The organism is Microcystis sp. T1-4, assembly GCF_000297435.1.
In the GTDB taxonomy this organism is placed as follows: domain Bacteria; phylum Cyanobacteriota; class Cyanobacteriia; order Cyanobacteriales; family Microcystaceae; genus Microcystis.
The window spans coordinates 1-23408 of record NZ_CAIP01000131.1; the positions used below are offsets into that span (position 1 = coordinate 1).

The following is a 23408-nucleotide window of genomic DNA, read 5'->3' on the forward strand; positions in this document are numbered from 1 at the left end:
GCTTATTGGTGAGATGGGAAGTTTTCCTTACCCAATCAGGTTACACTTCCTCTTGATGAGAAAAGCTATGAATTCTCTGAGGATTGAAGTATATCTAAACGGGTGCATCTCATCTTTGTGACTTTCTCTCACATATAGGCGAGCAGCAGCAGTTAAGTAGGTGGGTGGAATTAAATATAAAATGAACGTAGGTTGGGTTGAAGCATGAAACCCAACGCCCGCATGGGTTACGCTACCGCTAACCCATCCTACAAATAATTGTGCCTACCTACTTATTAAAAGAGGGCGAATGCAATTCGCCCCTACAATAATATTATTTACCCAAAAGAGGGCGAATGCAATTCGCCCCTACAATAATATTATTTACCCAATGGTAGGGGCGCATCGTGGTCAGTGAGTTGATCGAACTGTGTGCGCCCGCAATGTAATATAGATATTTCGACCAAATGGAGATGCACCCGATCTAAACTGGCTAAGGGTCAGCTTTTTTTAAGCTACAAGAAGACCAAGACAATTTGTTGTCTGGTTATCCCATAAGAGTTAAGGATAAACACAAAGGCAGAAAGAATACAAACAGAAAGACAGATTCGATTGACTGATAAATAGGGCTTGCTGAATAATGGTAAAACCCTTTTAAAATAAGGCTTTTGACCTGTTAAAGTCCGATGTTCATGCTGCGAAAATAGGATTGGGACTTTCAAAAACCTTGCATTATCCTTCTTGTGGTACATCGCTTGGTACAAAAAACAAGGGCAACAAAGCCTGAAACGACCGGCTACTGACGACCGGCTACTGACTCCTACCCCCAGGAAAAACTTTTTCAGCAGACCCTAAATATAGCTTTTTCTGTTTAAAAACCGTCCAAAAAAGGAATAGAGCCTGAAACTCTATTCCTGAATCAAAAATTGCAGTTAATTTTTAACCCTATACTACCGCAGAAGTCAAAGCTTCTTTGAGGATAGCGGCTTTATCGGTTTGTTCCCAGGGTAAATCGAGATCATTGCGACCAAAATGACCATAAGCGGCCACATCTTGGTAAAAACGCTCGCCTCTTTCACTGGGTAAACCGCGCAGGTTAAAGGTTTGGATAATACCGGCCGGACGGAGTTCAAAGTATTTATTGATTAAGTCCAGAATCACATCATCGGCGACTTTGCCAGTGCCAAAGGTTTCCACGAAGACACTTACCGGACGAGCTACCCCAATCGCATAACCCACTTGAATCTCGCACTTATCGGCCAAACCAGCCGCGACGATATTTTTGGCCACATAACGGCAAGCATAGGCCGCGGAGCGATCGACTTTGGTAGGATCCTTACCGGAGAAAGCGCCGCCACCGTGACGAGAATAGCCACCGTAGGTATCGACGATAATTTTCCGTCCCGTTAATCCCGCGTCGCCTTGGGGTCCACCAATGACGAATTTTCCGGTGGGATTAACCAGATAACGGGTATTGGCATCGGGTTTAATCTCTAAATCGCTGAAGACCGGTTGTACTACCGCTTCCCAGAGATCACTTTTAATCTTTTGTTGGACGAGATCATTATCGGTGATATCGCCGATAGTAGCATCGTGTTGGGTAGAAACAAGGATAGTATCGATACCCACGGGACGACCATCTTCATAAATGACCGATACTTGCGTCTTACCATCGGGACGCAGATAGGACAGTTCACCCGTTTTTCTGACTGCCGCTAAACGGCGAGCGATGCGGTGGGCTAAACTAATCGGTAAGGGCATAAATTCGGGGGTTTCATTGCAAGCGAAACCGAAGACAATACCCTGGTCTCCCGCACCAATTTTATCGAGTTCATCATTGCTGAGAAGTTCGCGATTTTCCTGAGCAGCCGTGACACCCTGGGAAATATCGGGAGATTGTTCGTCTAAAGCGACTAAAACGGTGCAACTATTCGAGGAAAATCCGTTATCTGCGTTGATATAACCGATTTCAGCGATTTTACTGCGAACTAAATTGACGAAATGAACCTGCGCTTTCGAGGTGATTTCACCGGTAATCAAGACTAACCCCGTATTGACAACCACTTCAGCCGCTACACGACTGTGGTCATCTTGGGATAACAGAGCATCGAGAATGGTATCAGAAATCTGGTCACAAATTTTATCGGGATGTCCCTCTGTAACCGATTCGGAGGTGAACAAATAACGTTTAGACAAGTGATGTCCCTCACATGGTAGTACATTTGAACGGTAAAAGATTCTCGGAAATCTTTGACTATACAGTGTAACAGGGAATTTGTAGAGATCGAATATTTTCAATAAGAAACCGCCCGAACATTGTCCGGACGGAGTGTGGTGTGAGGAGTGAACGGAAACTTGCGTCTCCGCTAATTCCATTGTAGATGACAACTTAGAATCTTGAGCGATTTGAAACAAACTAGCCCAAAAAAATTTTTATCTCTTCAAGGGGTTGACTAATGCCCGATCCCCGTCTCGATGATGTAGCCTGATTAATAGAGGTCGCAGAGCTATATGCAAAGATTATGACAGTCACAGCCGATTATTTAGAACAACTCAATCCCTCCCAGCGCCTTGCTGTCGAGCATTTTTGCGGCCCCTTGTTGGTGGTTGCTGGGGCAGGATCGGGAAAAACTAGCGCTTTAACCTATCGTATCGCCCATTTGATCCGTCATCATGGGGTCGATCCGGAAAATATTCTCGCGGTCACTTTTACCAATAAGGCGGCCCGGGAAATGAAAACTAGAATTGAAAAAACTTTTGCTCAACAAAAAGCACAGGAAAAATACGGTCAAAGATTAGAACTTTTGGAAGAATACGAACAGAAAAAACTCTTTTCTCAAGTTTATCGGAATTATACTAAAAAACTCTGGATCGGGACTTTTCACAGTCTTTGCGGTCGGATTTTGCGCTATGACATTAATAAATATCAGGATGAATATGGTCATAGTTGGCAAAGGAATTTTTCGATTATGGATGAATCTGATGCCCAGAGTTTGGTGAAAAATATCGTCACTAAACAGATGAATTTAGACGATAAAAAATTTGATGCTCGCAATCTACGTTATGCGATTAGTAATGCCAAAAATTTAGGTTTAACCCCCAGAGATTACGCCAGAGAAAACCCTCATTTTCGGGGAAAGGTCATTTCTGAGGTTTATCAGGCTTATCAGATGCAATTGGCACAAAATAATGCCCTAGATTTTGATGATTTAATACTGGTTCCAGTCCGTCTTTTTCAGCAAAATGAATCTATTCTCGGTTATTGGCACACGCAATTTAAGCATATTTTAGTCGATGAATACCAAGATACTAACCGGATTCAGTACGAGTTAATTCGGCTTTTGTCCACCAATGGTGAAACCCAAAAAAGTGAGTGGAATTGGACGGATCGATCGATTTTTGTGGTGGGTGATGCCGACCAATCTATCTATAGTTTTCGGATGGCGGATTTTACTATTCTGCTCAATTTTCAAGCGGACTTTGGCGATGGTTTACCCGATGATGATACTCGCACGATGGTGAAACTACAGGAAAACTATCGTTCACGGGAGAATATTCTGCAAGCGGCAAATAAATTAATCGAAAAGAATAGTCAAAGAATCGATAAAGTCCTTGTTCCTACTAGGGAAGGAGGCGAGAGTATTTATGTTTTTAAAGCCAGAGATGAACAGGAAGAAGCGGCTTTTGTTATCGATAAAATTCGAGAATTTACCCAAGAAAACCCCGAATTAAATTGGGGTAGTTTTGCCATTCTCTACCGAATTAATGCCCAATCTCGTCCTTTTGAAGATGGGTTAATTCGCAATAATATCCCCTATAATATTGTCGGGGGATTTAAATTTTATGATCGACAGGAGATTAAAGATGCGATCGCCTATTTACGAGTGATTGCCAATCCTGCCGATACGGTTAGTTTACTGAGAATTATTAACACTCCCCGGCGCGGTATCGGTAAAACCACAATCGATAATTTGCTCAAAGCTGCCCAAGAATTAGGAGTGCCTTTATGGGAAATTATCAGTGATGAAACTTCCGTTAATACTCTCGCCGGTCGTGCCACTAAAAGCATCAATAAGTTAGCTAAAATTATCCAAAACCTGCAAGAAAAAATCACCGATTTATCCGCTAGTGAAATCCTAGACCAAATCATGGAAGATTCGGGATATATCGATGAGTTAAAACAACAGGGAACCGAGGAAGCTGATACCCGGATCGAAAATATCCAAGAACTTTATAGCGCCGTGGTACAATTCCAAGAGGAAAACGAGGAAACTAATCTACGGGAATTTCTCGCTAGTGCTAGTTTAGCCTCGGATTTAGATAATCTTCAGGAAGGTCAAGAAAAAGTCTCGTTAATGACCCTTCATTCCGCCAAGGGTTTAGAGTTTCCTCTCGTCTTTTTAGTCGGTTTAGAACAGGGCATTTTTCCCCATAATCGTAGTTTAAACGATCCCATTGCCCTTGAGGAAGAACGGCGTTTGTGTTATGTGGGAGTGACTCGGGCCAAGGAACAATTATTTTTAACCTACGCAAAAGAAAGATATGTCTGGGGGAATAAAGAGACGAAGGTAGCTTCCCAATTTTTGCAGGAATTGCCCCCAGAATTGCTCACAAGCAACCTGAAACCGAAAAAGACCCCAAAAGTGGTTGCCATGGAAAAAGCTGTCTCTGATCAAAGAAAATGGCAGGTAGGCGATCGAGTGTTACACTCTACTTTTGGAGAAGGAGAAGTGACCCATATCCTCGGTACGGGCAAAAAAATGAATCTAGCGGTCAAATTTTCGGGTTTAGGGCAGAAAATCATCGATCCTCGCACCGCACCCATGCAACTTATCCAGGAATAGGGGAGGATTTTAAGGAGTATTGCTAATCTCTACAATTATTGTTCCCTGCTCTAGTTGTTTCAACGCATCGGGTAAAGTAGCTGTCAGTAATCGCCGCAGATTCTGATTTGTGACATTACCACAGGTTAACCATAAAATTTGAGGAGGTGTTCCCAGACGACAAACCAAATCAATAAAGTCACTATCTTTGGTCATAATCACGGCATTTTCCGCTCGCGCTGCTGCAAAGATCTCGATATCTTGAGCATCTCGAAGGGATAAGTCTCGCAGGGACGATGCTTCTAAATCAAAGGTCGCTGATAACCAGCTTGCTAGAGTTGGAGGTAGTTGAGCATCAATCCAAATTTTCATGCCGTTAGTTTAGGAAAATCCGTACACCGTGCTGCAAAAAGTAAACAAGCTTGGATATCTGCGAGTTCCAAATCGGGAAAGTCTTCTAGAATTTCAGTTATGCTCACATTCTCCGCTAACATTTCCAAAATATCCGTTACTCGAATTCGCATCCCCCGAATACAAGGACGACCACCACACTGGCCGGGTGTTTGAGTAATGCGGGTAAGCAAGCTAACTGTTGAGTCCATAGAACGCATCTCGAAGATATTTAGTCTGCATTTAATTATCTTATCTGGTAATCCTAACAACCAATCCCTAGCACCCAACTGACCCCCCCCGATTCCTCAACTCCGATCGCTACCTGCTGTTAGAATGGAGAATTGCGGTCAGACTGACGATAGAATTGAGAAGCTAAACCCTTGATTCTTAATAGTTGTTGAGAAACTTTCCGCCTACTATCGCAATTATCCGATAATATGGGCAACAGCGAGTTAGTCTATTCAGTCTGTTAAAATTGACCCCTGTTGGTCGTATTCGCGCACTGTCTAACCTTTATGATGAGGATCAGTTAATATGGAATCAATGCAACCGACCGAGACCAAAAATCCGATTAGAACGGATTTACCCGGGTCTCTGAGCAAACCCAGCAGCAGCACCGAACAGATTTGGTCTGAATATGTAGAACCAGTTTGGGATTCGGTGATGTCCTATCTGGCTAACGTCCCCGATTATATCGGTGGTTTCTTCTCTGGATACAAAAAACCTTTAATCGTTCTGGGGGCAATTTTAGCGAGTTTTGTCACCGTGAAAGTTACCCTAGCGGTTTTAGATGCGATCGATGATATTCCCCTCCTTGCTCCTATCCTACAATTAGTTGGGATCGTTTACACTGGTTGGTTTGTCTGGCGCTATCTGCTCAAGGATGAAAATCGTCGCGAGTTATTAGCCGAAATTGATGCACTAAAAGCGCAAGTTTTTGGCAGTCACAATAACCCTTTATAGAATCAAGCATAGATAACCGAGGAGTTGAGCGGAAACACTCAACTCTTTTGTTTTTGCACAATCTGAACATTAAAGAAGTCTAGAAGGAATAAGTGGGTGGGTGAAATTAAATAGGATTTGCGGCAAAAAGTAGGTTGGGTTGAAGCATGAACCGCTCATGTTACGCTACCGCTAACCCATCCTACAAATAATTGTGCCTCCCTACTTAACGCATGGTGACAAATTCCTCGGCAGCACTGGGATGAATGCCGACAGTGGCATCAAAATCGGCTTTTGTTGCCCCCATTTTTACCGCAATGGCTACTCCTTGAATAATTTCGGCGGCATGATCTCCCACCATGTGCGCCCCAAGGATTTTACCACTTTCTTGATGGACAACTAATTTCATCAAAGTTTTGTCCTCTCGGCCTGGTAAAACATTGTAACCGGGGCGGAATTTAGACCGATAAACTTTAATTCCCGTGTCACCATATAGGTTTTTTGCTTGCAATTCTGTTAATCCCACCGTCGCCGCTTCAGGAGTAGAAAATACTGCCGAAGGAACGTTTTCATAACTCATTAACCGGGGTTTATTACCGAAGACTGTATCGGCAAAAGCTCGCCCCTCATTAATCGCCACGGGAGTTAAATTAATTTTGTCGGTACAATCGCCCACGGCATAGATATTATCTTCGCTGGTTTGGCTATACTCGTTGACGACAATTGCCCGATTTTTGACCTCGACATTGACATTCTCTAAGCCCAATTTTTCCAGCTTAGGGATTCTTCCAGTAGCAGCTAATCCTAGGGCATCAACAAAGAGAATTTCTGCGGTTTCTTTTCCCTGAATATGTACTTTTAAACCTTCGTCAGTTTTCTCGATCGAAGTGGGGAAAGTTTCGGGCATAATTTTAATTCCCTGACGGATCATTTCCCCTTGAATCTCATCGCGGATATCCTCATCAAACCCTCTTAAAATCTTGTCTTTACGGATTAACTGCACCACTTCCGTCCCTAATCCGTGCATAATACCGGCAAATTCTACCCCAATATATCCCGCCCCTAAAACTATAATTCTTTTCGGTTGTTCCGGCAGTTGAAACATGGCATCAGAAACTACCGTATGTTCGATCCCCGGAATATCAGGTTTAACGGGATGTCCCCCCACGGCAATTAAAATTTTATCGGCAGTAATTTTCTCCTCTCCCACCTCGAGGGTATGGGCATCAAGAAACTTGGCATAATTAGGAAAAATCGTCACTTGAGAATTATCGAGCATCTTTTGATAAATGCCATTTAAACGGATAGTTTCCTGATTAAGCGCGCTAATTAATTTTTGCCAATTTAATTGACTCTCTACCGCACTCCAACCGTAACCTTCCGCATCCTTAAATAGTTGCGGAAAACGACTAGAATAAACCATTAATTTTTTGGGAATACAACCGCGATTAACACAAGTTCCTCCTAAACGATCATATTCTGCCAATCCCACTTTTGCCCCGTATTCGGCCGCCCGTCTAGCGGTGGCAATACCCCCAGAACCACCACCAATCACGAATAAATCAAAATCATAACTCATAAAAATATCCTCGCGAATAAATAGAAATTTGACGGAATCAAAAAACTTTCTGGGCAAAAAGGGGAGAGAATATCTCGGATCAATCCCTAACTGAATCTATCGAGTAACTAGCACAATATAGTCACTAATGCTGCTAAATTAGAGCCAATTTGACTACTGCGAAGATCTAATTCTATGCTAACACGCCGCTCGAAATTATCTTTTCTCTTGGGGACCTGTTCCCTATTTCTCTGGGTAAACCATCCCCTCACCCTCGCAACCCCCATCAGTCAAGACAATTCCCCCCCTTCCCAGTTTATCTGTCCAGCAGACTTAGCCAGCAGGATCGATCGCATTTTAGCCCGCCCCGATTATCAAGGCGCTTATTGGGGAATTTTAGTAAAATCCCTTAATTCTCAGGAAAATCTCTATAGTCTCCACGAAAATAACTTTTTTACTCCCGCTTCTACTGCGAAATTATTAACCACTGCCGCCGCTTTCAGCAAATTTAACCGCGATTATCGTCTGAAAACCCCCATTTTAGCCCAAGGCAACCCCCCCGATTTAGAGACTTTAACCTTAGTCGGGAGGGGAGATGCCACCATAACCACAGAAAAGTTAGAAAAATTAGCAGAAAAGTTAAAAGCAGGGGGAATTAACTCAATTTCTCGCTTAATTGTCGTTGCTAGTCCTTTTGTCGTCTCCGATAGTCAAAAAAACTGGGAATGGGAAGATGTCTTTTTTGACTACGCAGTTAGTGCTTCTAGCTTGGTTTTAAACGAAAATTCCGTCACTTTAAGGCTTTTACCGCGACAATTGGGGCAAAGCTTAGATTTACAATGGTCTGATCCCATTGCCGCTAAACAATGGCTAATTGAGAATCAAACCAGCACTGCATCGCAAGGAACCCCGAATACTTTGGCAATTAAGGGCAATTTAGCCAATAATCGCCTGATTATCACCGGTTCTCTGCCGATAAATAGTCAAGATGATTTTAATTTAGCTATTCCCCAACCTTCGGAGTATTTCCTAGCTCGCTGGCGTAATATCCTTGAAAAAGCGGGAATTACCGTTAAAACCGCCGAAATTAGCTCACAAATTCGCGGCGATGAAATCACCAATTTAGAATCAGAACCCCTGGCATATTTGGTGGAAAAAGTCAATAAAAATAGCGATAATTTACTGGCCGAAACCCTACTACAAATGCTCGGCGGTGTCTCAGGATTGCAAGAAACTTTAACAAAACTGGGAATTGAGGGCGATAGTTATAAAATCGGCGATGGTTCGGGGCTATCACGACAAAACCTAATTAAACCAAAGACTTTAGGCGAAATCTTACAAATAATGGCAGAAAATACTGATTATCGGCGTTCTTTAGCTATTGGCGGCATTGATGGCACTTTAACCAATAGATTTCGCCAGACTCCCCTAGAAGGACGATTACAGGCAAAAACCGGGACATTAACCGGGGTTATCGCCCTCGCCGGTTATCTAGAAACCGCCGACAAGCAACCCCTCATCTTTAGCATAACCGTAAATAACAGCGATAAACCCGCCACTACCCTCAGAAACGGCATCGATGAGGTGATTTTGCTCCTAGGACAGCTAAAACGCTGTTAATCTTTGGGAGATAGGGAGATAGGGAGATAGGGATTTAGGGAAATTTCAGCTAAATTCCCCCACTACCCAATTCATAATTCATAATTCATAATTCATAATTCCCACTCCCCCAACCCGCAACTAATTCGATCGACCGACCAATTTAATCACAGAAGACTGTATACTTTTGTAAAAATTGCTTCTAGCTGACCTGTAGATTAATCGACGGAGTTATTGATATATGTATATAGTTCAGGTTGCCTCTGAGTGCGCCCCGGTGATTAAAGCTGGGGGATTGGGGGATGTGGTCTATGGATTGAGTCGAGAATTGGAAATTCGCGGTCATTGCGTGGAGCTAATCCTGCCCATGTATGATTGTATGCGCTACGACCAAATTTGGGGCTTACACGAGGCTTATCGGGATCTGTGGGTGCCTTGGTTCGGTGGGGCAATTCACTGTAACGTTTTTTGTGGTTGGGTACACGGGCGCTTGTGTTTCTTTATTCAACCCAATTCGGGGGATAATTTCTTTAATCGCGGTACTTACTACGGTTGTAAAGACGATAATATGCGTTTTGCCTTCTTCTGCAAAGCCGCTTTAGAATTTTTGCTCAGAAGTAATAAACGTCCCGATATAATTCATTGTCACGACTGGCAAACCGGTTTAATTCCGCCCTTACTTTTTGAAATTTATAAATATCATGGCATGGGCAATCAGCGCGTTCTCTACACCATCCATAACTTTAAACATCAAGGATTTGCTGGTGCGGAAATTCTCTGGGCAACAGGATTAAATAACGATACTTACTACTTTAGCTATGCCCGACTGCGTGATAACTTCAATCCTTTTGTGATTAATTTTATGAAAGGTGGCATCGTCTTTTCCAACTATTTCAATACCGTCTCACCCCACCATGCTTGGGAAGCACACCACACCGATGTTAGTTACGGTTTAGGTCATACAATTCACCTGCATCAACACAAATTTACCGGCATTCTCAACGGTTTAGATTACAATATCTGGAACCCGGAAGTGGATAAATTTATTGCTGCACCCTACGGTGTTGATAGCTTCTCCGAGAAGGCACGCAATAAGAAGGCACTGCGAGAAAGACTCTGGTTAAGAGATGAAGGAGACAAACCCTTAATTTGTTATGTCGGTCGTTTAGATGACCAAAAAGGCGTACATTTAGTTCACCATGCCATGTATTATGCCTTAGCTCGCGGGGCGCAATTTGTCCTCTTAGGTTCCGCCACCGAATCGTTAATTAATAACTGGTTCTGGCATGAGAAAAATCACCTAAATAATAACCCTGATGTCCATATTGAATTGGGCTTTAATGAGGAATTATCTCACCTCATTTATGCGGGGGCCGATATGATTGTGGTTCCCAGTAATTTTGAACCCTGCGGACTGACACAGGTAATCGGCTTAAAATACGGAACCGTTCCCATCGTCCGGGGAGTTGGTGGTTTAGTTAATACGGTTTTTGATCGCGATTATGATAGCCATCACCAACCGGAAGAACGCAATGGTTTTGTCTTTTTTGATCCCGATAATAATGCCCTCGAATCAGCCATGTCCCGGGCATTGGAATTGTGGTACACTCAACCAGAAGAATTCCAAAAATTAGCAATCCAAGGCATGGAATGCGATTACTCTTGGAACCGCCCCGGGGAAGAATACGTTGCCCTCTATGAAATGATTCGCCACAAATAAACTGTCTTGTCTCTAGCAATTCCCTGGCAGTTGTCAACAGAAATTCGAGGAATAGATTTGTTGAAATTACTGGGGAATTGCTTTAGTTCTGACCGATTCCTAACCCCACCAACAAACTTTTTTAGTAAACCCTACTTAGTAAAGCAGAAATGTTAACTTTGCTTGGTATTCTTGGGTGAGGGGATGACTAAATCCCAAAATCTGAAATATAGCTAACATGGCTTTTCTTGCCCCATCCTGACGATATTTTCTACTTTCTTCCACCACGCTGATCAGTTTATCTAAAGCGGCGGCATAATCTTCTTTTAATGCGAAATTAATCCCAGTAAAAAATATCGGATCGAGGGGATTATTTTCTAGTTTTAACTGTTGAAATTCTAGGAGAGTTTTCCAACCTTTGATAACAGGATTTTCCTCTTTAATAACACTGATTAATCGGTAGGCATCTGACCATTTTTCTAGACGCATGAGAAATTTTACCGCCATAATAACTAATCGCGGTTCGTTGGGATATTTAGGAAAAAGACGATCAAATAATTGTTTAGCTGCGGGCAAATTATCGAGGGCAATCGCTTCTTGTATTTCTGCTAATCCTGCTTCTAATTCCGATTGTAAATCGAGACGGGAAAATAAGTCTCTAATTTGTTCTTCTGGCAAAGCACCGACAAAACAGGGTAACACTTCTCCCTTGCTGACAATTCGCACATCGGGAACTCCTTCCACATCGTATTGTTCGGCTAATTCGGGATTTTTATCTATATCTATTTTGGCTAGGATAAAATTATATTCGCTTGCCAGTTTTTCCAGCATCGGTTTTACCAATTTACAGGGTCCACACCAAAGAGCATAAAAGTCTAAAATCACTGTATTTATATAGGACTTCTCGATCACTTCACTGTCAAAATTTGTCCCATCTACCTCGATAGAATATCCCATCTATTTCTCCTCTAATAACTTATTTTTCAGCTAGTTTTGTCTCACTTACCTCTTTTACCCAAAGGGCTAATCCTCCCCCTCGTCCCCGGGCTGCTATCATTGTTTCTGTGATCAGAAAATAGGCAAAAAATGCCTGTTTTTTGATACTTTCCTGATAAAAATTCGCTTCGCTTACCTGGCCATTTCTAATAAAACCAGAATAGAGAGAGCGATTAAATAGGGTTAGGTTGAGCCTGGTGAAATCAAAGGCAAGAAGACGGGTTTTAGGAAAAAACTTAACTGGACCGCTTACAGATAGTTTTACTGCTCCTAAAACTATCTGATTGCTGACGGTTCCAGAGACAAATTCTCCCAGTTCTAAGCTCTCATTTCTTTGGTAAGAGATGGTAATTTTTAACCAGGACGGTAGATAACGACCCTTACCCAAAACAATTCCCGCTCTCTTTTTCGCTTTTTGAGTTCCCGTGATAAAGTATAATCGCCAAGTACCGACTAAAGCCTCAAAAGTCAGATTTTCTTTAGTTTTTTTATTGTTTTTTTCTTTGGTTAAGAGAAATTCTAGCAATTGAGAGACAGGGGGGCGATTATTGTCCTCAAGTATTAGGGGTGAGTCGAGATTTCTAACCATGATTTCAGACAGTGCCAAGATATTTTAACTGAAGCTACCGAACTCGAAAAAGCGAGCGATAAACTGGTTGACCTTTATTATAAGTGGACTTTTCCCTCTCCGTCGCTACGGGGAAAATATTTTCCGCTAACCAGGGGGTTTGATGTTGCCGAACAAAATGGGGATGTGCTTGAAATCTCTCCGTCATTTCCAGGGCGATCGATTCCACATCCGACTGTAAAAAAACCCAGCCTCCAGCTACCATATACTTAGCCAAAGCTATGACTAATTCTGGCTGCACAACTCGACGCTTACTGTGACGCTGTTTAAACCAAGGATCGGGAAATTGAATCGACACCCAAAATAACTTATCTGCGGGCAAAGATTGCAGTAAAATTTCTGGGGCAACATTCATATTGCCAAAAACAAAAGCGAGATTACTTAATCCTAACCTTTCCCGTTCCTGATTCGCTTCAATTACCAAAGGTTGACGAATTTCAATGCCCAAAAAATTAATTTCTGGATATACTTGGGCCATTTGTAACAAAAATTTACCCCGCGCACAACCAATATCAAGATGGAGAGGTTGCGTCATATCCTGATAAACTTGATTCCAATCGGGGGGAGCGATCGGATGGCGATATTTATGACTTAAGGGATTGACGTGCTGACGAACGCGAACTTTAGCCAAAGATATTTTCTCCTCATTTCTCCTCGATCGATCTAGTTTACCGATATTTAGCCCAATTGAATGCGATGAATTTCCGTTTCGCCATTCTCAGCGATCCTCATATCGCTTTACCCACAACCATTTTGAACCATTCTAATCGCTTTCATCTGGTGGAAGTGAGTATTCCCGCTTTAAAAATTGTTTTAGACCATCTCATCACCCTTAACCTTGATTTTCTGCTGATTGCTGGCGATTTAACCCAAGATGGTGAACCAGAAAATCATCGTTGGTTAGCCGATTGTTTAGCCACTTTACCCTTCCCCGTCTATGTGGTGCCGGGTAATCATGATGTTTTGAGTTTAACCGCGACGGAAAACCAGATCGGTTTAGGAGATTTTCCCTTTTATTATCAACAATTTGGTTACAGCCATCCCGAACAAATATACTACCAAAAAGAAATTTTACCCGGAGTGCAATTAATCGGTCTTAATTCTAATCAATTCGATGAGCAAGGTGGACAAATTGGCAGTTTAGATGCAGAACAATTGCATTGGTTAAAACAGACTTTACCATCGCTAAAAAACGATCTAGTGATGGTGATGATCCATCATAACGTTATCGAGCATTTACCCGGACAAAGCAATCATGAATTAGGTAAACGCTATATGTTGGCTAATGCGGGAGAACTGCTCGATATACTAGAGGAAAACGGCGTAAAATTGTTGATTACTGGCCATCTCCATGTGCAGGATCTGGCTTTTAGTAGAGGTATCTATGAAATTACCACCGGTTCCCTCGTCAGTTATCCCCATCCCTACCGGGTGTTAGAATATTGCGAAAACACGGGAGAATTAGCCATAGAATCTTTTCATCTGCAAAATATACCCGGATGGGAGAATTTACCCGCTATTTCTCGGCAATGGTTAGGCGATCGCTCTTATCCTTTTATGATGCGTTTATTAACCTGCCATCCCCTCAATCTTCCCATGAGTCTAGCGGAGGAATTAGCCCCAAAATTACGCAATTTTTGGGCAGATGTGGCCCAAGGTGACACAATCTTCGATTTTAGCGATTTTCCCCCCCTAGTACGCCGTTATTTCTACGCTTTCAGTGCCATCGATCCCCTCGGTAATCCTCATTTTATCGACAATCAAGCTGTAATTAGTTTCAAGCATCAGTTCAGTTATCAGCGCTCAAACTTGCTGGTAGAGATGAGAGAATAGCTGCAACCAATAATTAACTATAGCTATAGTTATGGTACGCGGCCGCTATCTTGGCAGAAAATATCAAAAAAAATCAATGGAAGCACTTAAAAAGGAATTAAAAAAAATCGGTTCTCTTGCCCTCTTTTTTTTCTTGGCTTTCGGTTATATTCTTCTGATCATGAAATTATTTCTGGAAGAGTATTCGATTACCACCTACGTTTTGGGTAAAGCGATCTTAGGAGCGATCCTTGCGGCAAAAACCGTGGCCATTCTCGACGCAGCCATGAAGCTAGAATGGTTAGAAAATCGTCCCCGTTACGTTAGTGTTCTATATCGAACCTTTGTTTATACCCTAGCAGCACTGATTCTCGGCTCGATCGAGGGTTTTCTGGAAGCTTATCGGGTAACGCGGGTGATTTCGGAGGCAATGGCCAAATTTTGGCAAAGGGAAAGTTTCTCTCAAATCCTTGCGGTTACTCTCTGTCTAGCAGTGGTTTTTTGTCTCCACAATCTCTGGCAAGAAATCGATCGCTATTGGGGTAAAGGCAAATTGAGAAAATTTTTTCTCGATCGCTCCTAGAGTAGAGCAGTTATCTTAATAGTGAAGTTTTCCTTTTGGGGAGTCGGGAGATAGGATTTAGAGAGATGGGGATTTAGGGAAATTTCAGCTAAATTCCCCACTACCCCCACACCCCACGAAAAACTTGTTCAGCAAACCCTATTTAAGAAGTATGTGCGATCGCCCTATCTTTCGCGGGCAACCCCTGCTAGGATAAAATACGGGTGAAAAATTGCTAATCCAAGGAGTACAGACGTGATTGAACCTTTAGTGCTAGGGATTGTCCTAGGCTTAATTCCCATTACCCTAGCGGGTTTGTTCGTTGCCGCCTATTTACAGTACAAACGGGGCAATCAATTCGGCTTAGACTAAATCTATCACGCCAATCCCCCGAATTGAGACAATCTCCCGTCAAGCTAGGCACTAGACGGGAGATTTTCAACAGGACAGATTTACCCCTTAACAGATTGTGACTGCCGGCGTTGCCATCCCTGCAAAATTCATCTGTCTTGGGAGAGCGCTCGCCAAAAAACCAAAGGCTACACGGCTGTTAAACTAGGAAAACGAATGACGGTTTCCGTATATTCGGGAACCCATCCGGCGGTACTGGTGAAGTAACGCACTGCTTTAACTCGTTTACTGGCAGTGAGGTGAAACCAGTGTTCGCTATGGGCGGGAACATTGATATATTCTTGAGGTTGAATAGTTAATTCCCCCTGAGAACCATCGGGAAAAACAAAGCCAAAAACCCCCTCCCCATCAATGATATAACGCACCTCATCGTCAGCGTGGGTGTGACAGCGCTCGAATTTGGCCAGTAAAGTGTCGAGATTGGCAAGGTCGGGGTGTAAAACGATTAAATCTCTGGATTGATAACCCGCTTCTTGCTTTAGTTGCTCAAAATAACCGTCTAAGCTGGTTAAAACTATTTCTTTTTCCTCGTCAGTCAGAGAAGCTTGCTTAAGTAGCTGACGGGTGGCTTCGTTTTCGATCGGCCAATAGTTTAAAGTAACATTTAATTTGGCCAATTCCAGACTAATATCGGCTAACTGGGTATAGGTTGTCCCATTCTCTAAGCGTAGTATCGCCATTAGTGATCATCCTCAAGATTACTTTTTCCATTTTAAAGTTTTCCAGAGAGAAGCCGCTCGATTTTTTGCCCCTCGATCTCTTGCCAGTTCCTAGGATTTTCTGCTCAAAAATGCTATTATGGTCTATATATGGGGAATTAGCTCAGTTGGTAGAGCGCTGCGATCGCACCGCAGAGGTCAGGGATTCGAGTTCCCTATTCTCCATTTGCCAGAGATATTAACCAGAAAGCAACTAGAAAATACCTTTTAATTCCTTCTCATGATTATAAATCCAATCAAAAATATCTTGGATTAATTTTCTACCATCTCGCTGAGGCTGCCATCCAGTTACAGAACTGATTTTGCGAGAATCAGTGATAAAAATTGGCATATCTCCGGTGCGATTTTCGGGAATTGCCTCAATTATTATACTATTGGCCGTGATTTCCTCACATAGTTTTGTGGTTTCATAAAGGGACAAGGAAAAATCTTGCCCACCCCCCACATTAAAAGTCTGCCCTTTGAATTGTTCTAAATTAGCAATCTGAATATCGATTAAATCGAGTAAATCAGCTACATGAAGAAAATCTCTAACCTGTTTCCCCGTACCCCCATAACCGATATATTTTAAGGACTTCTGAAAGTAATGATTAGCCACCCAAAGGGCAAAAACTCCCTGATCAACTTTTCCCCTCTGCCAAGGACCGGTTAAAACTCCACAACGATTAATTAAAGTTCTTAATCCTTAGGCATCCCCATATTCATTAATAATCAGTTCCGATGCTAACTTAGTGGAACCGTAGAGAGAACGGGGCAAATCTAAGGGAAATTGTTCACTGATACCAAAAGCAGAAACCCCAGGTAAATCTTGCTGTTCAGATAACTGAAAACGAGTATCTGTTTCTGTATAGTTTAATTGATTAAGATAGGCAATGGGATAAACTCTGCTAGTGGAGAGAAAAATAAAATCTGCTTGGGTTTGTCTAGCTAATTCTAAACAGTTAATCGTTCCAATTAAGTTAGTTTGCAAAACATAGCCAGGGGAATTATAACCAGCTAAAACGGAAGGTTCTGCCGAACATTCTAGGATTAAATCCACTGGCAAAGCGGCTGCTTCTAAGTCTTCCGCATTTCTGACATCTCCATGAACAAATTCAATTCCTGCTTGTTTGAGACGGGGAATATTTAATTCAGAACCGCGACGTTTTAAGTTATCTAAGGCGATAATTTTCCAATCAGGATAACGTTGGGCTAATCCCAAACCTAAGGAACTACCCACAAAACCCGCACCACCAGTAATTAACACTTGCCTAGTCATCAAAAATACTCCTCTAGATGATAATTATCAAACAACTTGATTCTTTTTCTGTTTGCGCTTATAGTCGCATCGAGAAAGGTGTTTTTCTAACCAGATAGAGAGAACTATAAATAAATAACGGCTACCCATTTCCTTGAGTTTTAACTTGGAAATCCCCGTGGTACGATTGCGCCAAGTGATGGGAATTGTCGTGTAGGAATATCCTCGCACGATTGCTTTTAAGGGCATCTCTACTGTTAAATTAAAATGGTGAGATAGTAGAGGTGAGATTCCTTCGATAACCTCCTTACGATAGATTTTAAAGGCGTTAGTGGTATCATTAAATTTTAGCCCAAATAAAACTTGAATGAAGAGATTAGCCAAACGATTAACAATTAACTTGTGTATGGGATAATCAATAACTTTTCCTCCCTTGATAAAACGAGAACCAAAAACGCAATCGTAGCCTTCTTGCAGTTTATAATAATAGTCCACCATGTTATCGGGAGAGTCGGAATTATCGGCCATTACTACTGCCACTGCATCGCCGCTAAAATTTTCTAATCCACAGCGCACCGCAAACCCAAAACCGTTGGGATAATAGTTATTGATGTAGCGAATCCGAGGATTTTCTTGGTTGATTTTTTGCAGAACTGCTTCGGTGTTATCTTTGCTATTGTCATTAACCACTAGGATTTCATAATCAATTTTATCCTCTTCTAAACGTTCAGATATTAAGTGAGTTGTGCTTTCGATGCAATCTTCTTCGTTGTAAGCAGGGATAATTATTGATAGGGTTTTTACTGCATAGTTATCCCTTGATTGACGTGGGTGAGAGTAACCGTCCATCTCGAAAGCTGGTGCTAATCCTTCGGGATAGTACATTTCTGTCTCATTAGTCTTATTCTTGGGTTTAAAAATTAGGCTATCACTGGCAACATAGTTAATACTAGCTCCCACTAAAACCCCAATCATTGTGTTAACTCCGGGGCTAATTCCTAACCAGTTTAAGAAGGGAAATATCAAAAAAACTCGCAGTAAAACTGCTAAACCTGCCGAGAGATGATAGAGAGGCAGTTGTATCAAAATTACATCTCTAATTGTCCAATCTCCCCCAGTCCACACCCAGATTCTATAGATAAAAAAACTAGCAATTAAAGATATTTCTATCGAAATAACATTAGCAATATTTTTCAGAAATGGGGTATTAAATCCCAAGTCGTCAATGAACCAATAAATTAAGAATAAGTTGATTAGAAATGCCACTCCCCCAGCAATGAGAAATCGGAAAATTTTATTGTTGTAGATTTTAATTAACATAATAGTATCTTAAATATGCTCTGGTTTAGTTTTTTTGGGTCAATACTGCTCTTAATAACCTCATTGTGAACCAGCAGAACCGGTTACTAGAACTATCGCCATAACTATATCCTGAATTTTTTGCCTAGTTGTTCAGAAATTTCCCAAGTTGAGAAAACTTTCCCCGACTTTACTAGATAGGTTCGCCTTTGTCAATTAAACAGGAGGAGATTCCCTTAACTGCGGCAATTCCCTCAAAAATTATCGTCTTATCCACTAGGGGTGATTTAATCGCCTTTTCTTGCCAGTAATCCCTAATTAAGTCCCCATCTCCCCCTGTTAAAATTATCCTGCTCTCTGGATATAAATTTAACCATTCCAGACTGAATTTTTCTATTCCCGCCAAAATTGTATAAATTATCCCACTTCTTATCCCTTCTGCTGTTTCTTTTGCCCACATCTGCGGTAATCTTTCCGATAAGGACACCTCTGGTAAGGCTGCCGTCCGTTCCCTTAAACTGGCTAATTGCACCTTTAACCCGGGTAAAATTGCCCCCCCCACTAGCTTTTTATCCCTATCCACTCCCGTAAAAGTTAAAGCTGTTCCCGCATCGATGACTAAACAGGGAAATCCGTATTTTTTTCCCGCACCTAAGACAGCTAAAGCTCGATCGATGCCGAATGTTGGATATAAATCCAGTAAAGGAATATCTTTTAAAGTAATTATCCGTAAATTGCCATAATTTGCCCATAATTCTCTTTGGTTAGGAACCACGGAGGCGACCATCAATTCACAGTTGCATTTATTTGTCAAGAGTTTAGGGAAAATTTGTTGCAAAAATTCATCCCTTAGGGGTTCTCTCAGGTGGGGACTATCGAGACAAGCTAACAGGGTTTGACCGCGGAAATACCCCCAATGTAGCCGAGAATTGCCGATCATCAAACCGATCCAGTCAGTATCTTGCTCAGTCATTTAGTTAGTTAGTGGAAAGTGGGAAGTGGGGAGTGGGAAGTGGGGAAGTGGGGTGATGGGGAGAATAAATAAAAATAATCTCCTGACGACCGGCTCCTGACTCCTGACTACTGAGTCCTGTTGATCAAAGTAATTACCGTCACTTCGGGGGGACAAAAAAGACGACCGGGAAAATAGGTTCCTAAGCCTCGATTCACATATAATTGATTTTCCCCGACTCGATGAAATCCCTCGGACCATTGCCAGTATCGGACTACTCTGCTAAACTGCCGGTGAAGGGGAACCCATTGACGATATGGTTCAGGCAGCGATCGCCTAAGTTGCTCTAAAACTATCGGTAGGGAACCCATACCGGGGATAGTCACTTGGCCTCCGTGGGTATGACCGGATAACTGCAAATCCACGCGCCAATCCCTTAAAACCATGGCTGTATCGGGATTGTGGGAAAGGACAAGTCTGGGTATATCGGGAGCAATTTGCTCGAGGATTTGCGGTAAAAACTCTCCAGACCAATAATCGGCCAATCCGACGATGGGAAAATTTTCGCCGTAGGGTGTGACGATTTCATTCCAGAGTACCCGAATTCCCACGCTAGTTAGGGCTGATCTGACGGTTTCCCTTGCTTGCGGAAGATAACTGTCATGATTTCCTAAACAAGCATAAATACCCCCTTGACTTTTGAGAGCTTTTATGCTCTCGACTAGGGCAAAAATTGGCCCGGGACTATAGGTAATAAAGTCCCCCGTCAGGAAGATGAGATCGGGTTTTTCCTGATTAGTAATGGCGATCGCTTCTTGTAGGAGAGCTACAGGCAAATGCTGTGCATCGCAGTGCAGATCTGACCACTGCACCAACTTGATCCCTTGCAGATGTGCCGGTAAGCCAGCAATTGCGATCGTTAATCTTTCTACCTGTAAGGATTCTAGCCAAAAGGGTCGCATCGGTGAGCCGTTGTCGGTGAGTATGTCAACAGTCTATCAATTATTCCCCGATGGGGTTGTTGGGGGATGCTTCCGCAAACATCCCTCTTTTGACCATTAGCCTAGAAATTTACTGATAATTCTTTCCATAGCGGCCTCGACGTTGGCACGAGTATTAAAAGCTGACAGCCGGAAATAACCCTCTCCGGCGGCCCCAAAGCCGGATCCAGGAGTTCCCACCACATTACAGGTATGTAGCAGTTTATCGAAGAAATCCCAACTCGATAGACCCTGGGGCGTTTTTACCCAAACGTAGGGCGCATTTACGCCACCATGGACTTCTAAACCGGCGGCGGTTAATTTTTCTCGGATAATTGTTGCATTTTGTAAATAAAACTTGACAAGTTCTTCTACTTGTGCTTTTCCTTCCGGAGAATAAACCGCCTCGGCCCCCCGTTGAACAATATAGGAAACGCCGTTAAATTTGGTCGATTGCCGACGATTCCACAGTTTCCAGAGTTGCACATCCGTCCCGTCGGCCGCTTTGGCCATCAGACTTTGGGGAACCACGGTTAAAGCGCAACGGGTCCCGGTAAAACCGGCATTTTTAGAAAAAGAGCGAAATTCGATCGCACATTGCCGCGCCCCCTCGATTTCATAGATAGAGTGGGGTAAACTGGCATCGGTGATAAAGGCCTCGTAGGCTGCATCAAAAAAGATAATCGATCCGTTGGCCCTAGCATAATTAACCCAAGCTGTCAAGTGTTCTTTGGTAGCCGTGGCCCCGGTGGGATTGTTGGGAAAACAGAGATAGATTAAATCGACTTTTTCCGCCGGAATCTGGGCAGTAAAGTTATTTTCGGCGGTAATTGGCAGATAAATCAAGCCCTCGTATTCGCCGCGTTCGTTGACCTCTCCCGTGTGTCCGGCCATAACGTTAGTATCGACGTAAACGGGATATACTGGGTCTGTCACAGCGATCGAGTTATTATCTCCAAAAATATCGAGAATATTGCCCGTATCGCACTTAGAACCGTCGGAAATAAAGATTTCATCGGCACTTATCTCACAACCGCGAGCCTGAAAATCATGGACGGCGATTTTCTCCCTTAACCAAGCATAACCCTGTTCGGGCCCGTAACCCTTAAAGCTAGAGCGATCGCCCATTTCCTCCACCGCTTTGATCATTGCCTCACGACAAGCTAGGGGCAAAGGTTCGGTGACATCGCCAATCCCCAGACGGATAATATTAGCATCGGGATTGGCTGCCGCAAAAGCTTGGACTCGTCGGGCAATTTCCGGGAAAAGATAACCCGCTTTTAGTTTTAAGTAATTACTGTTAATGGTTGCCATAATTATTCTCGTTTCAGTCGCAACCTTTAATTTTATAACAGTCAGTCATCAGCCGTCAGTTTCGATCGCCCCCCTGCACGCAGTAGGATTGGGTGTAGGCGGTTGTCTTTCGATATACAATCAGAGAAAAACCTCTTAATAACTGACATTAGTATGGGTGAATCAAAACGTCGTCAATCGGCCCTGGGTGATAAGTATGGACAGGAAGAAAATATCCTGCCTTGGCTACCGATTACCAAAAGTCAAGCATCCCAAGCTTACAAGTTAACCACTAGGGGTGCCTGGATTGGTATAGGAGTTTTAGCCGGGGTTTGGCTAGTTATTCGTTTTGTCGGGCCGGCCTTCGGTTGGTGGGATGTCCAATAACCGCTTAAGGCTGCCTCAGTTATCAGTTATCAGTTATCAGTTATCAGTAAAAAACTCCCCACCAAAAAATTAATTTTATTGGTTTGCCAAGATCTGGTCATCGATCGCCAAGTCTATTTCTTGCCGATCGCGACCGGCAGCGAGATAATCATTCTGGAAGGAGTCTGTTAAACCACTGACGAGATCATATTCAGGCTGCCAGTTTAACTCCCGGGTAGCTTTATTGATATCAGCGTAAAAATGTTGAACCCGCAGGGGGAAAGGTTTCTTTTTGCCGAAGTCAAATTTTTTGGGGTTATAGTTAACAATCTCGATTTCCTCGGCATTTTTCCCCATGGCTGCTGCGCAAGCTTTCGCTAAACCGTTAAAAGTTACATAGCGATCGCCAGAAATATTATACACTTGACCGATAGCCTGAGAATTACCCAATACTGCGGCCATGGCTCGGGCCAGATCGACAACGTGACCAAATTGGGTAAAATGTTCCCCATGACTGGGTATAGGAATAGGACGATTACGAACCAAACGGTCAAAAAACCAAGCTTCTAGGTCATTATAGTTGCCCGGTCCGTAGATATAAACCGGACGGATGGAAGTCCAGGGTAAACCCATCTCGCTTAAGTAGTTTTCTGTCTCGTGTTTTCCCTTGTGGCGACTTTTGGGATCTAGTTTATCCCCTTCTTTATGGGGCATTTGGTCCGATTTTAGATAAACCCCCGCCGAGCTAACATAGACAAAATGCCCGATTCTGTCGCCAAAAATCTCGACGAGGGGCTGAGTATCCCTTAATTCTCTGCCATTATTATCGAAAATTGCCTCAAAACTCTCATTTTTAAGCTTTTCTTTCAGTTGCGCTGGGTCAGTGCGATCGCCATGTATCTGTCGTACTCCAGCAACCGGAGCGGGTTTATTGCCACGATTGAATAATACTACCTCATGACCCTGTTCTACTAACACTTTAGTCAGAGAAACGCCGATAAATCGGGTTCCACCCATAATTAAAATTTTCATAGTCGCCATTGTCAATATCAAGGTTATATTATCCCTCGATCGGTGCGGTTTGTGGCTTGTTAGTTGTTGGGTTTTGGGGGCTATAAGTAGGTAGGCGTTAAAAATTATCAGATGCCCCCCTTATTAAG

Annotated in this window: 21 protein-coding genes, 1 tRNA gene and 1 pseudogene; 9 read left to right on the forward strand and 14 right to left on the reverse strand. The window is 42.8% G+C overall.

Features of this window, described 5'->3' with window-relative positions:
* Nucleotides 1-924 precede the first annotated feature (924 nt).
* A complete protein-coding gene (gene metK / locus MICAI_RS07695) occupies nucleotides 925-2175 on the reverse strand; it encodes a methionine adenosyltransferase (protein WP_039899812.1) in 1251 nt (416 codons plus the stop codon).
* 326 nt (nucleotides 2176-2501) lie between these two features.
* Between metK and pcrA the strand changes: the two genes are divergently transcribed.
* Entirely contained in the window at nucleotides 2502-4823 is a 2322-nt protein-coding gene (gene pcrA, locus MICAI_RS07700; RefSeq protein WP_008199983.1) for a DNA helicase PcrA, read from the forward strand.
* 9 nt (nucleotides 4824-4832) lie between these two features.
* Here pcrA and MICAI_RS07705 read toward each other — a convergent pair whose 3' ends face one another.
* Both MICAI_RS07705 and MICAI_RS07710 read right to left on the reverse strand, forming a co-directional pair.
* The gene (locus MICAI_RS07705) at nucleotides 4833-5174 is read right to left on the reverse strand and encodes a DUF5615 family PIN-like protein (protein ID WP_002759489.1); all 342 of its coding nucleotides are present in this window, start codon (nucleotides 5172-5174) and stop codon (nucleotides 4833-4835) included.
* Entirely contained in the window at nucleotides 5171-5404 is a 234-nt protein-coding gene (locus MICAI_RS07710) for a DUF433 domain-containing protein (protein WP_039899814.1), read from the reverse strand. Before MICAI_RS07710 ends, MICAI_RS07705 begins: the two co-directional genes overlap by 4 nt.
* Before the next feature lie 325 nt (nucleotides 5405-5729).
* Between MICAI_RS07710 and MICAI_RS07715 the strand changes: the two genes are divergently transcribed.
* Nucleotides 5730-6158, forward strand: coding sequence for a CAAD domain-containing protein (locus MICAI_RS07715; protein ID WP_008199987.1), 429 nt, complete (start codon nucleotides 5730-5732; stop codon nucleotides 6156-6158).
* 205 nt (nucleotides 6159-6363) lie between these two features.
* Here MICAI_RS07715 and gorA read toward each other — a convergent pair whose 3' ends face one another.
* Nucleotides 6364-7716 carry a glutathione-disulfide reductase gene (gene gorA, locus MICAI_RS07720; RefSeq protein WP_008199989.1) on the reverse strand — a complete coding sequence of 451 codons (1353 nt, stop codon included), beginning with the start codon at nucleotides 7714-7716 and terminating at the stop codon, nucleotides 6364-6366.
* A gap of 174 nt (nucleotides 7717-7890) precedes the next feature.
* Here gorA and dacB point away from each other — a divergent pair, with 174 nt between their 5' ends.
* Together dacB and glgA are read left to right on the forward strand one after the other, a co-directional pair.
* On the forward strand, nucleotides 7891-9315 hold the full coding sequence (gene dacB / locus MICAI_RS07725) for a D-alanyl-D-alanine carboxypeptidase/D-alanyl-D-alanine endopeptidase (protein WP_008199991.1): 1425 nt from the start codon (nucleotides 7891-7893) through the stop codon (nucleotides 9313-9315).
* A gap of 220 nt (nucleotides 9316-9535) precedes the next feature.
* A complete protein-coding gene (gene glgA, locus MICAI_RS07730; RefSeq protein ID WP_008199992.1) occupies nucleotides 9536-11014 on the forward strand; it encodes a glycogen synthase GlgA in 1479 nt (492 codons plus the stop codon).
* Nucleotides 11015-11149: 135 nt separating this feature from the next.
* Here the strand turns inward: glgA and MICAI_RS07735 are convergent, their stop codons facing one another.
* From MICAI_RS07735 to trmB, 3 genes are read right to left on the reverse strand one after another with little or no spacing between them, the layout of a single operon-like run.
* Entirely contained in the window at nucleotides 11150-11950 is an 801-nt protein-coding gene (locus MICAI_RS07735) for a tetratricopeptide repeat protein (RefSeq protein WP_008199995.1), read from the reverse strand.
* 19 nt (nucleotides 11951-11969) lie between these two features.
* Entirely contained in the window at nucleotides 11970-12578 is a 609-nt protein-coding gene (locus tag MICAI_RS07740) for a hypothetical protein (protein ID WP_008199997.1), read from the reverse strand.
* Nucleotides 12579-12612: 34 nt separating this feature from the next.
* Complete coding sequence (gene trmB / locus MICAI_RS07745; RefSeq protein WP_008199999.1) at nucleotides 12613-13248, reverse strand: tRNA (guanosine(46)-N7)-methyltransferase TrmB; 636 nt, start codon at nucleotides 13246-13248, stop codon at nucleotides 12613-12615.
* A 65-nt stretch (nucleotides 13249-13313) separates the two neighbouring features.
* Between trmB and MICAI_RS07750 the strand changes: the two genes are divergently transcribed.
* The 3 genes from MICAI_RS07750 to petG all read left to right on the forward strand — a co-directional run bounded on the left by MICAI_RS07750 (nucleotide 13314) and on the right by petG (nucleotide 15363).
* On the forward strand, nucleotides 13314-14450 hold the full coding sequence (locus MICAI_RS07750) for a metallophosphoesterase family protein (RefSeq protein ID WP_008200001.1): 1137 nt from the start codon (nucleotides 13314-13316) through the stop codon (nucleotides 14448-14450).
* Nucleotides 14451-14526: 76 nt separating this feature from the next.
* Nucleotides 14527-15012 carry a hypothetical protein gene (locus MICAI_RS07755; RefSeq protein WP_039899815.1) on the forward strand — a complete coding sequence of 162 codons (486 nt, stop codon included), beginning with the start codon at nucleotides 14527-14529 and terminating at the stop codon, nucleotides 15010-15012.
* Between the two features lie 234 nt (nucleotides 15013-15246).
* A complete protein-coding gene (petG, locus tag MICAI_RS07760; RefSeq protein WP_002738052.1) occupies nucleotides 15247-15363 on the forward strand; it encodes a cytochrome b6-f complex subunit V in 117 nt (38 codons plus the stop codon).
* A 167-nt stretch (nucleotides 15364-15530) separates the two neighbouring features.
* Here petG and MICAI_RS07765 read toward each other — a convergent pair whose 3' ends face one another.
* A complete protein-coding gene (locus MICAI_RS07765; protein ID WP_008200011.1) occupies nucleotides 15531-16082 on the reverse strand; it encodes a 1,2-dihydroxy-3-keto-5-methylthiopentene dioxygenase in 552 nt (183 codons plus the stop codon).
* Between the two features lie 131 nt (nucleotides 16083-16213).
* Between MICAI_RS07765 and MICAI_RS07770 the strand changes: the two genes are divergently transcribed.
* Nucleotides 16214-16286, forward strand: a tRNA-Ala gene (locus tag MICAI_RS07770).
* A 28-nt stretch (nucleotides 16287-16314) separates the two neighbouring features.
* Here MICAI_RS07770 and MICAI_RS07775 read toward each other — a convergent pair.
* From MICAI_RS07775 to MICAI_RS07795, 5 genes and pseudogenes are all read right to left on the reverse strand, one after another.
* Nucleotides 16315-17379: pseudogene (locus MICAI_RS07775) on the reverse strand (NAD-dependent epimerase/dehydratase family protein).
* Between the two features lie 27 nt (nucleotides 17380-17406).
* Nucleotides 17407-18678, reverse strand: a complete 1272-nt coding sequence (locus MICAI_RS07780) for a glycosyltransferase (protein WP_008200017.1) — start codon at nucleotides 18676-18678, stop codon at nucleotides 17407-17409.
* 172 nt (nucleotides 18679-18850) lie between these two features.
* Complete coding sequence (locus MICAI_RS07785) at nucleotides 18851-19630, reverse strand: pantothenate kinase (protein WP_008200020.1); 780 nt, start codon at nucleotides 19628-19630, stop codon at nucleotides 18851-18853.
* A gap of 107 nt (nucleotides 19631-19737) precedes the next feature.
* Nucleotides 19738-20571, reverse strand: a complete 834-nt coding sequence (locus tag MICAI_RS07790; protein WP_008200021.1) for a metallophosphoesterase — start codon at nucleotides 20569-20571, stop codon at nucleotides 19738-19740.
* Nucleotides 20572-20667: 96 nt separating this feature from the next.
* Entirely contained in the window at nucleotides 20668-21903 is a 1236-nt protein-coding gene (locus MICAI_RS07795) for an LL-diaminopimelate aminotransferase (protein ID WP_008200023.1), read from the reverse strand.
* Nucleotides 21904-22056: 153 nt separating this feature from the next.
* Between MICAI_RS07795 and MICAI_RS07800 the strand changes: the two genes are divergently transcribed.
* Nucleotides 22057-22269 (forward strand): DUF2839 domain-containing protein, encoded by a 213-nt coding sequence (locus MICAI_RS07800; protein WP_008200026.1) that lies wholly within the window; start codon nucleotides 22057-22059, stop codon nucleotides 22267-22269.
* 75 nt (nucleotides 22270-22344) lie between these two features.
* Here the strand turns inward: MICAI_RS07800 and MICAI_RS07805 are convergent, their stop codons facing one another.
* Nucleotides 22345-23280 (reverse strand): NAD-dependent epimerase/dehydratase family protein, encoded by a 936-nt coding sequence (locus MICAI_RS07805; RefSeq protein ID WP_039899813.1) that lies wholly within the window; start codon nucleotides 23278-23280, stop codon nucleotides 22345-22347.
* Nucleotides 23281-23408 lie beyond the last annotated feature (128 nt).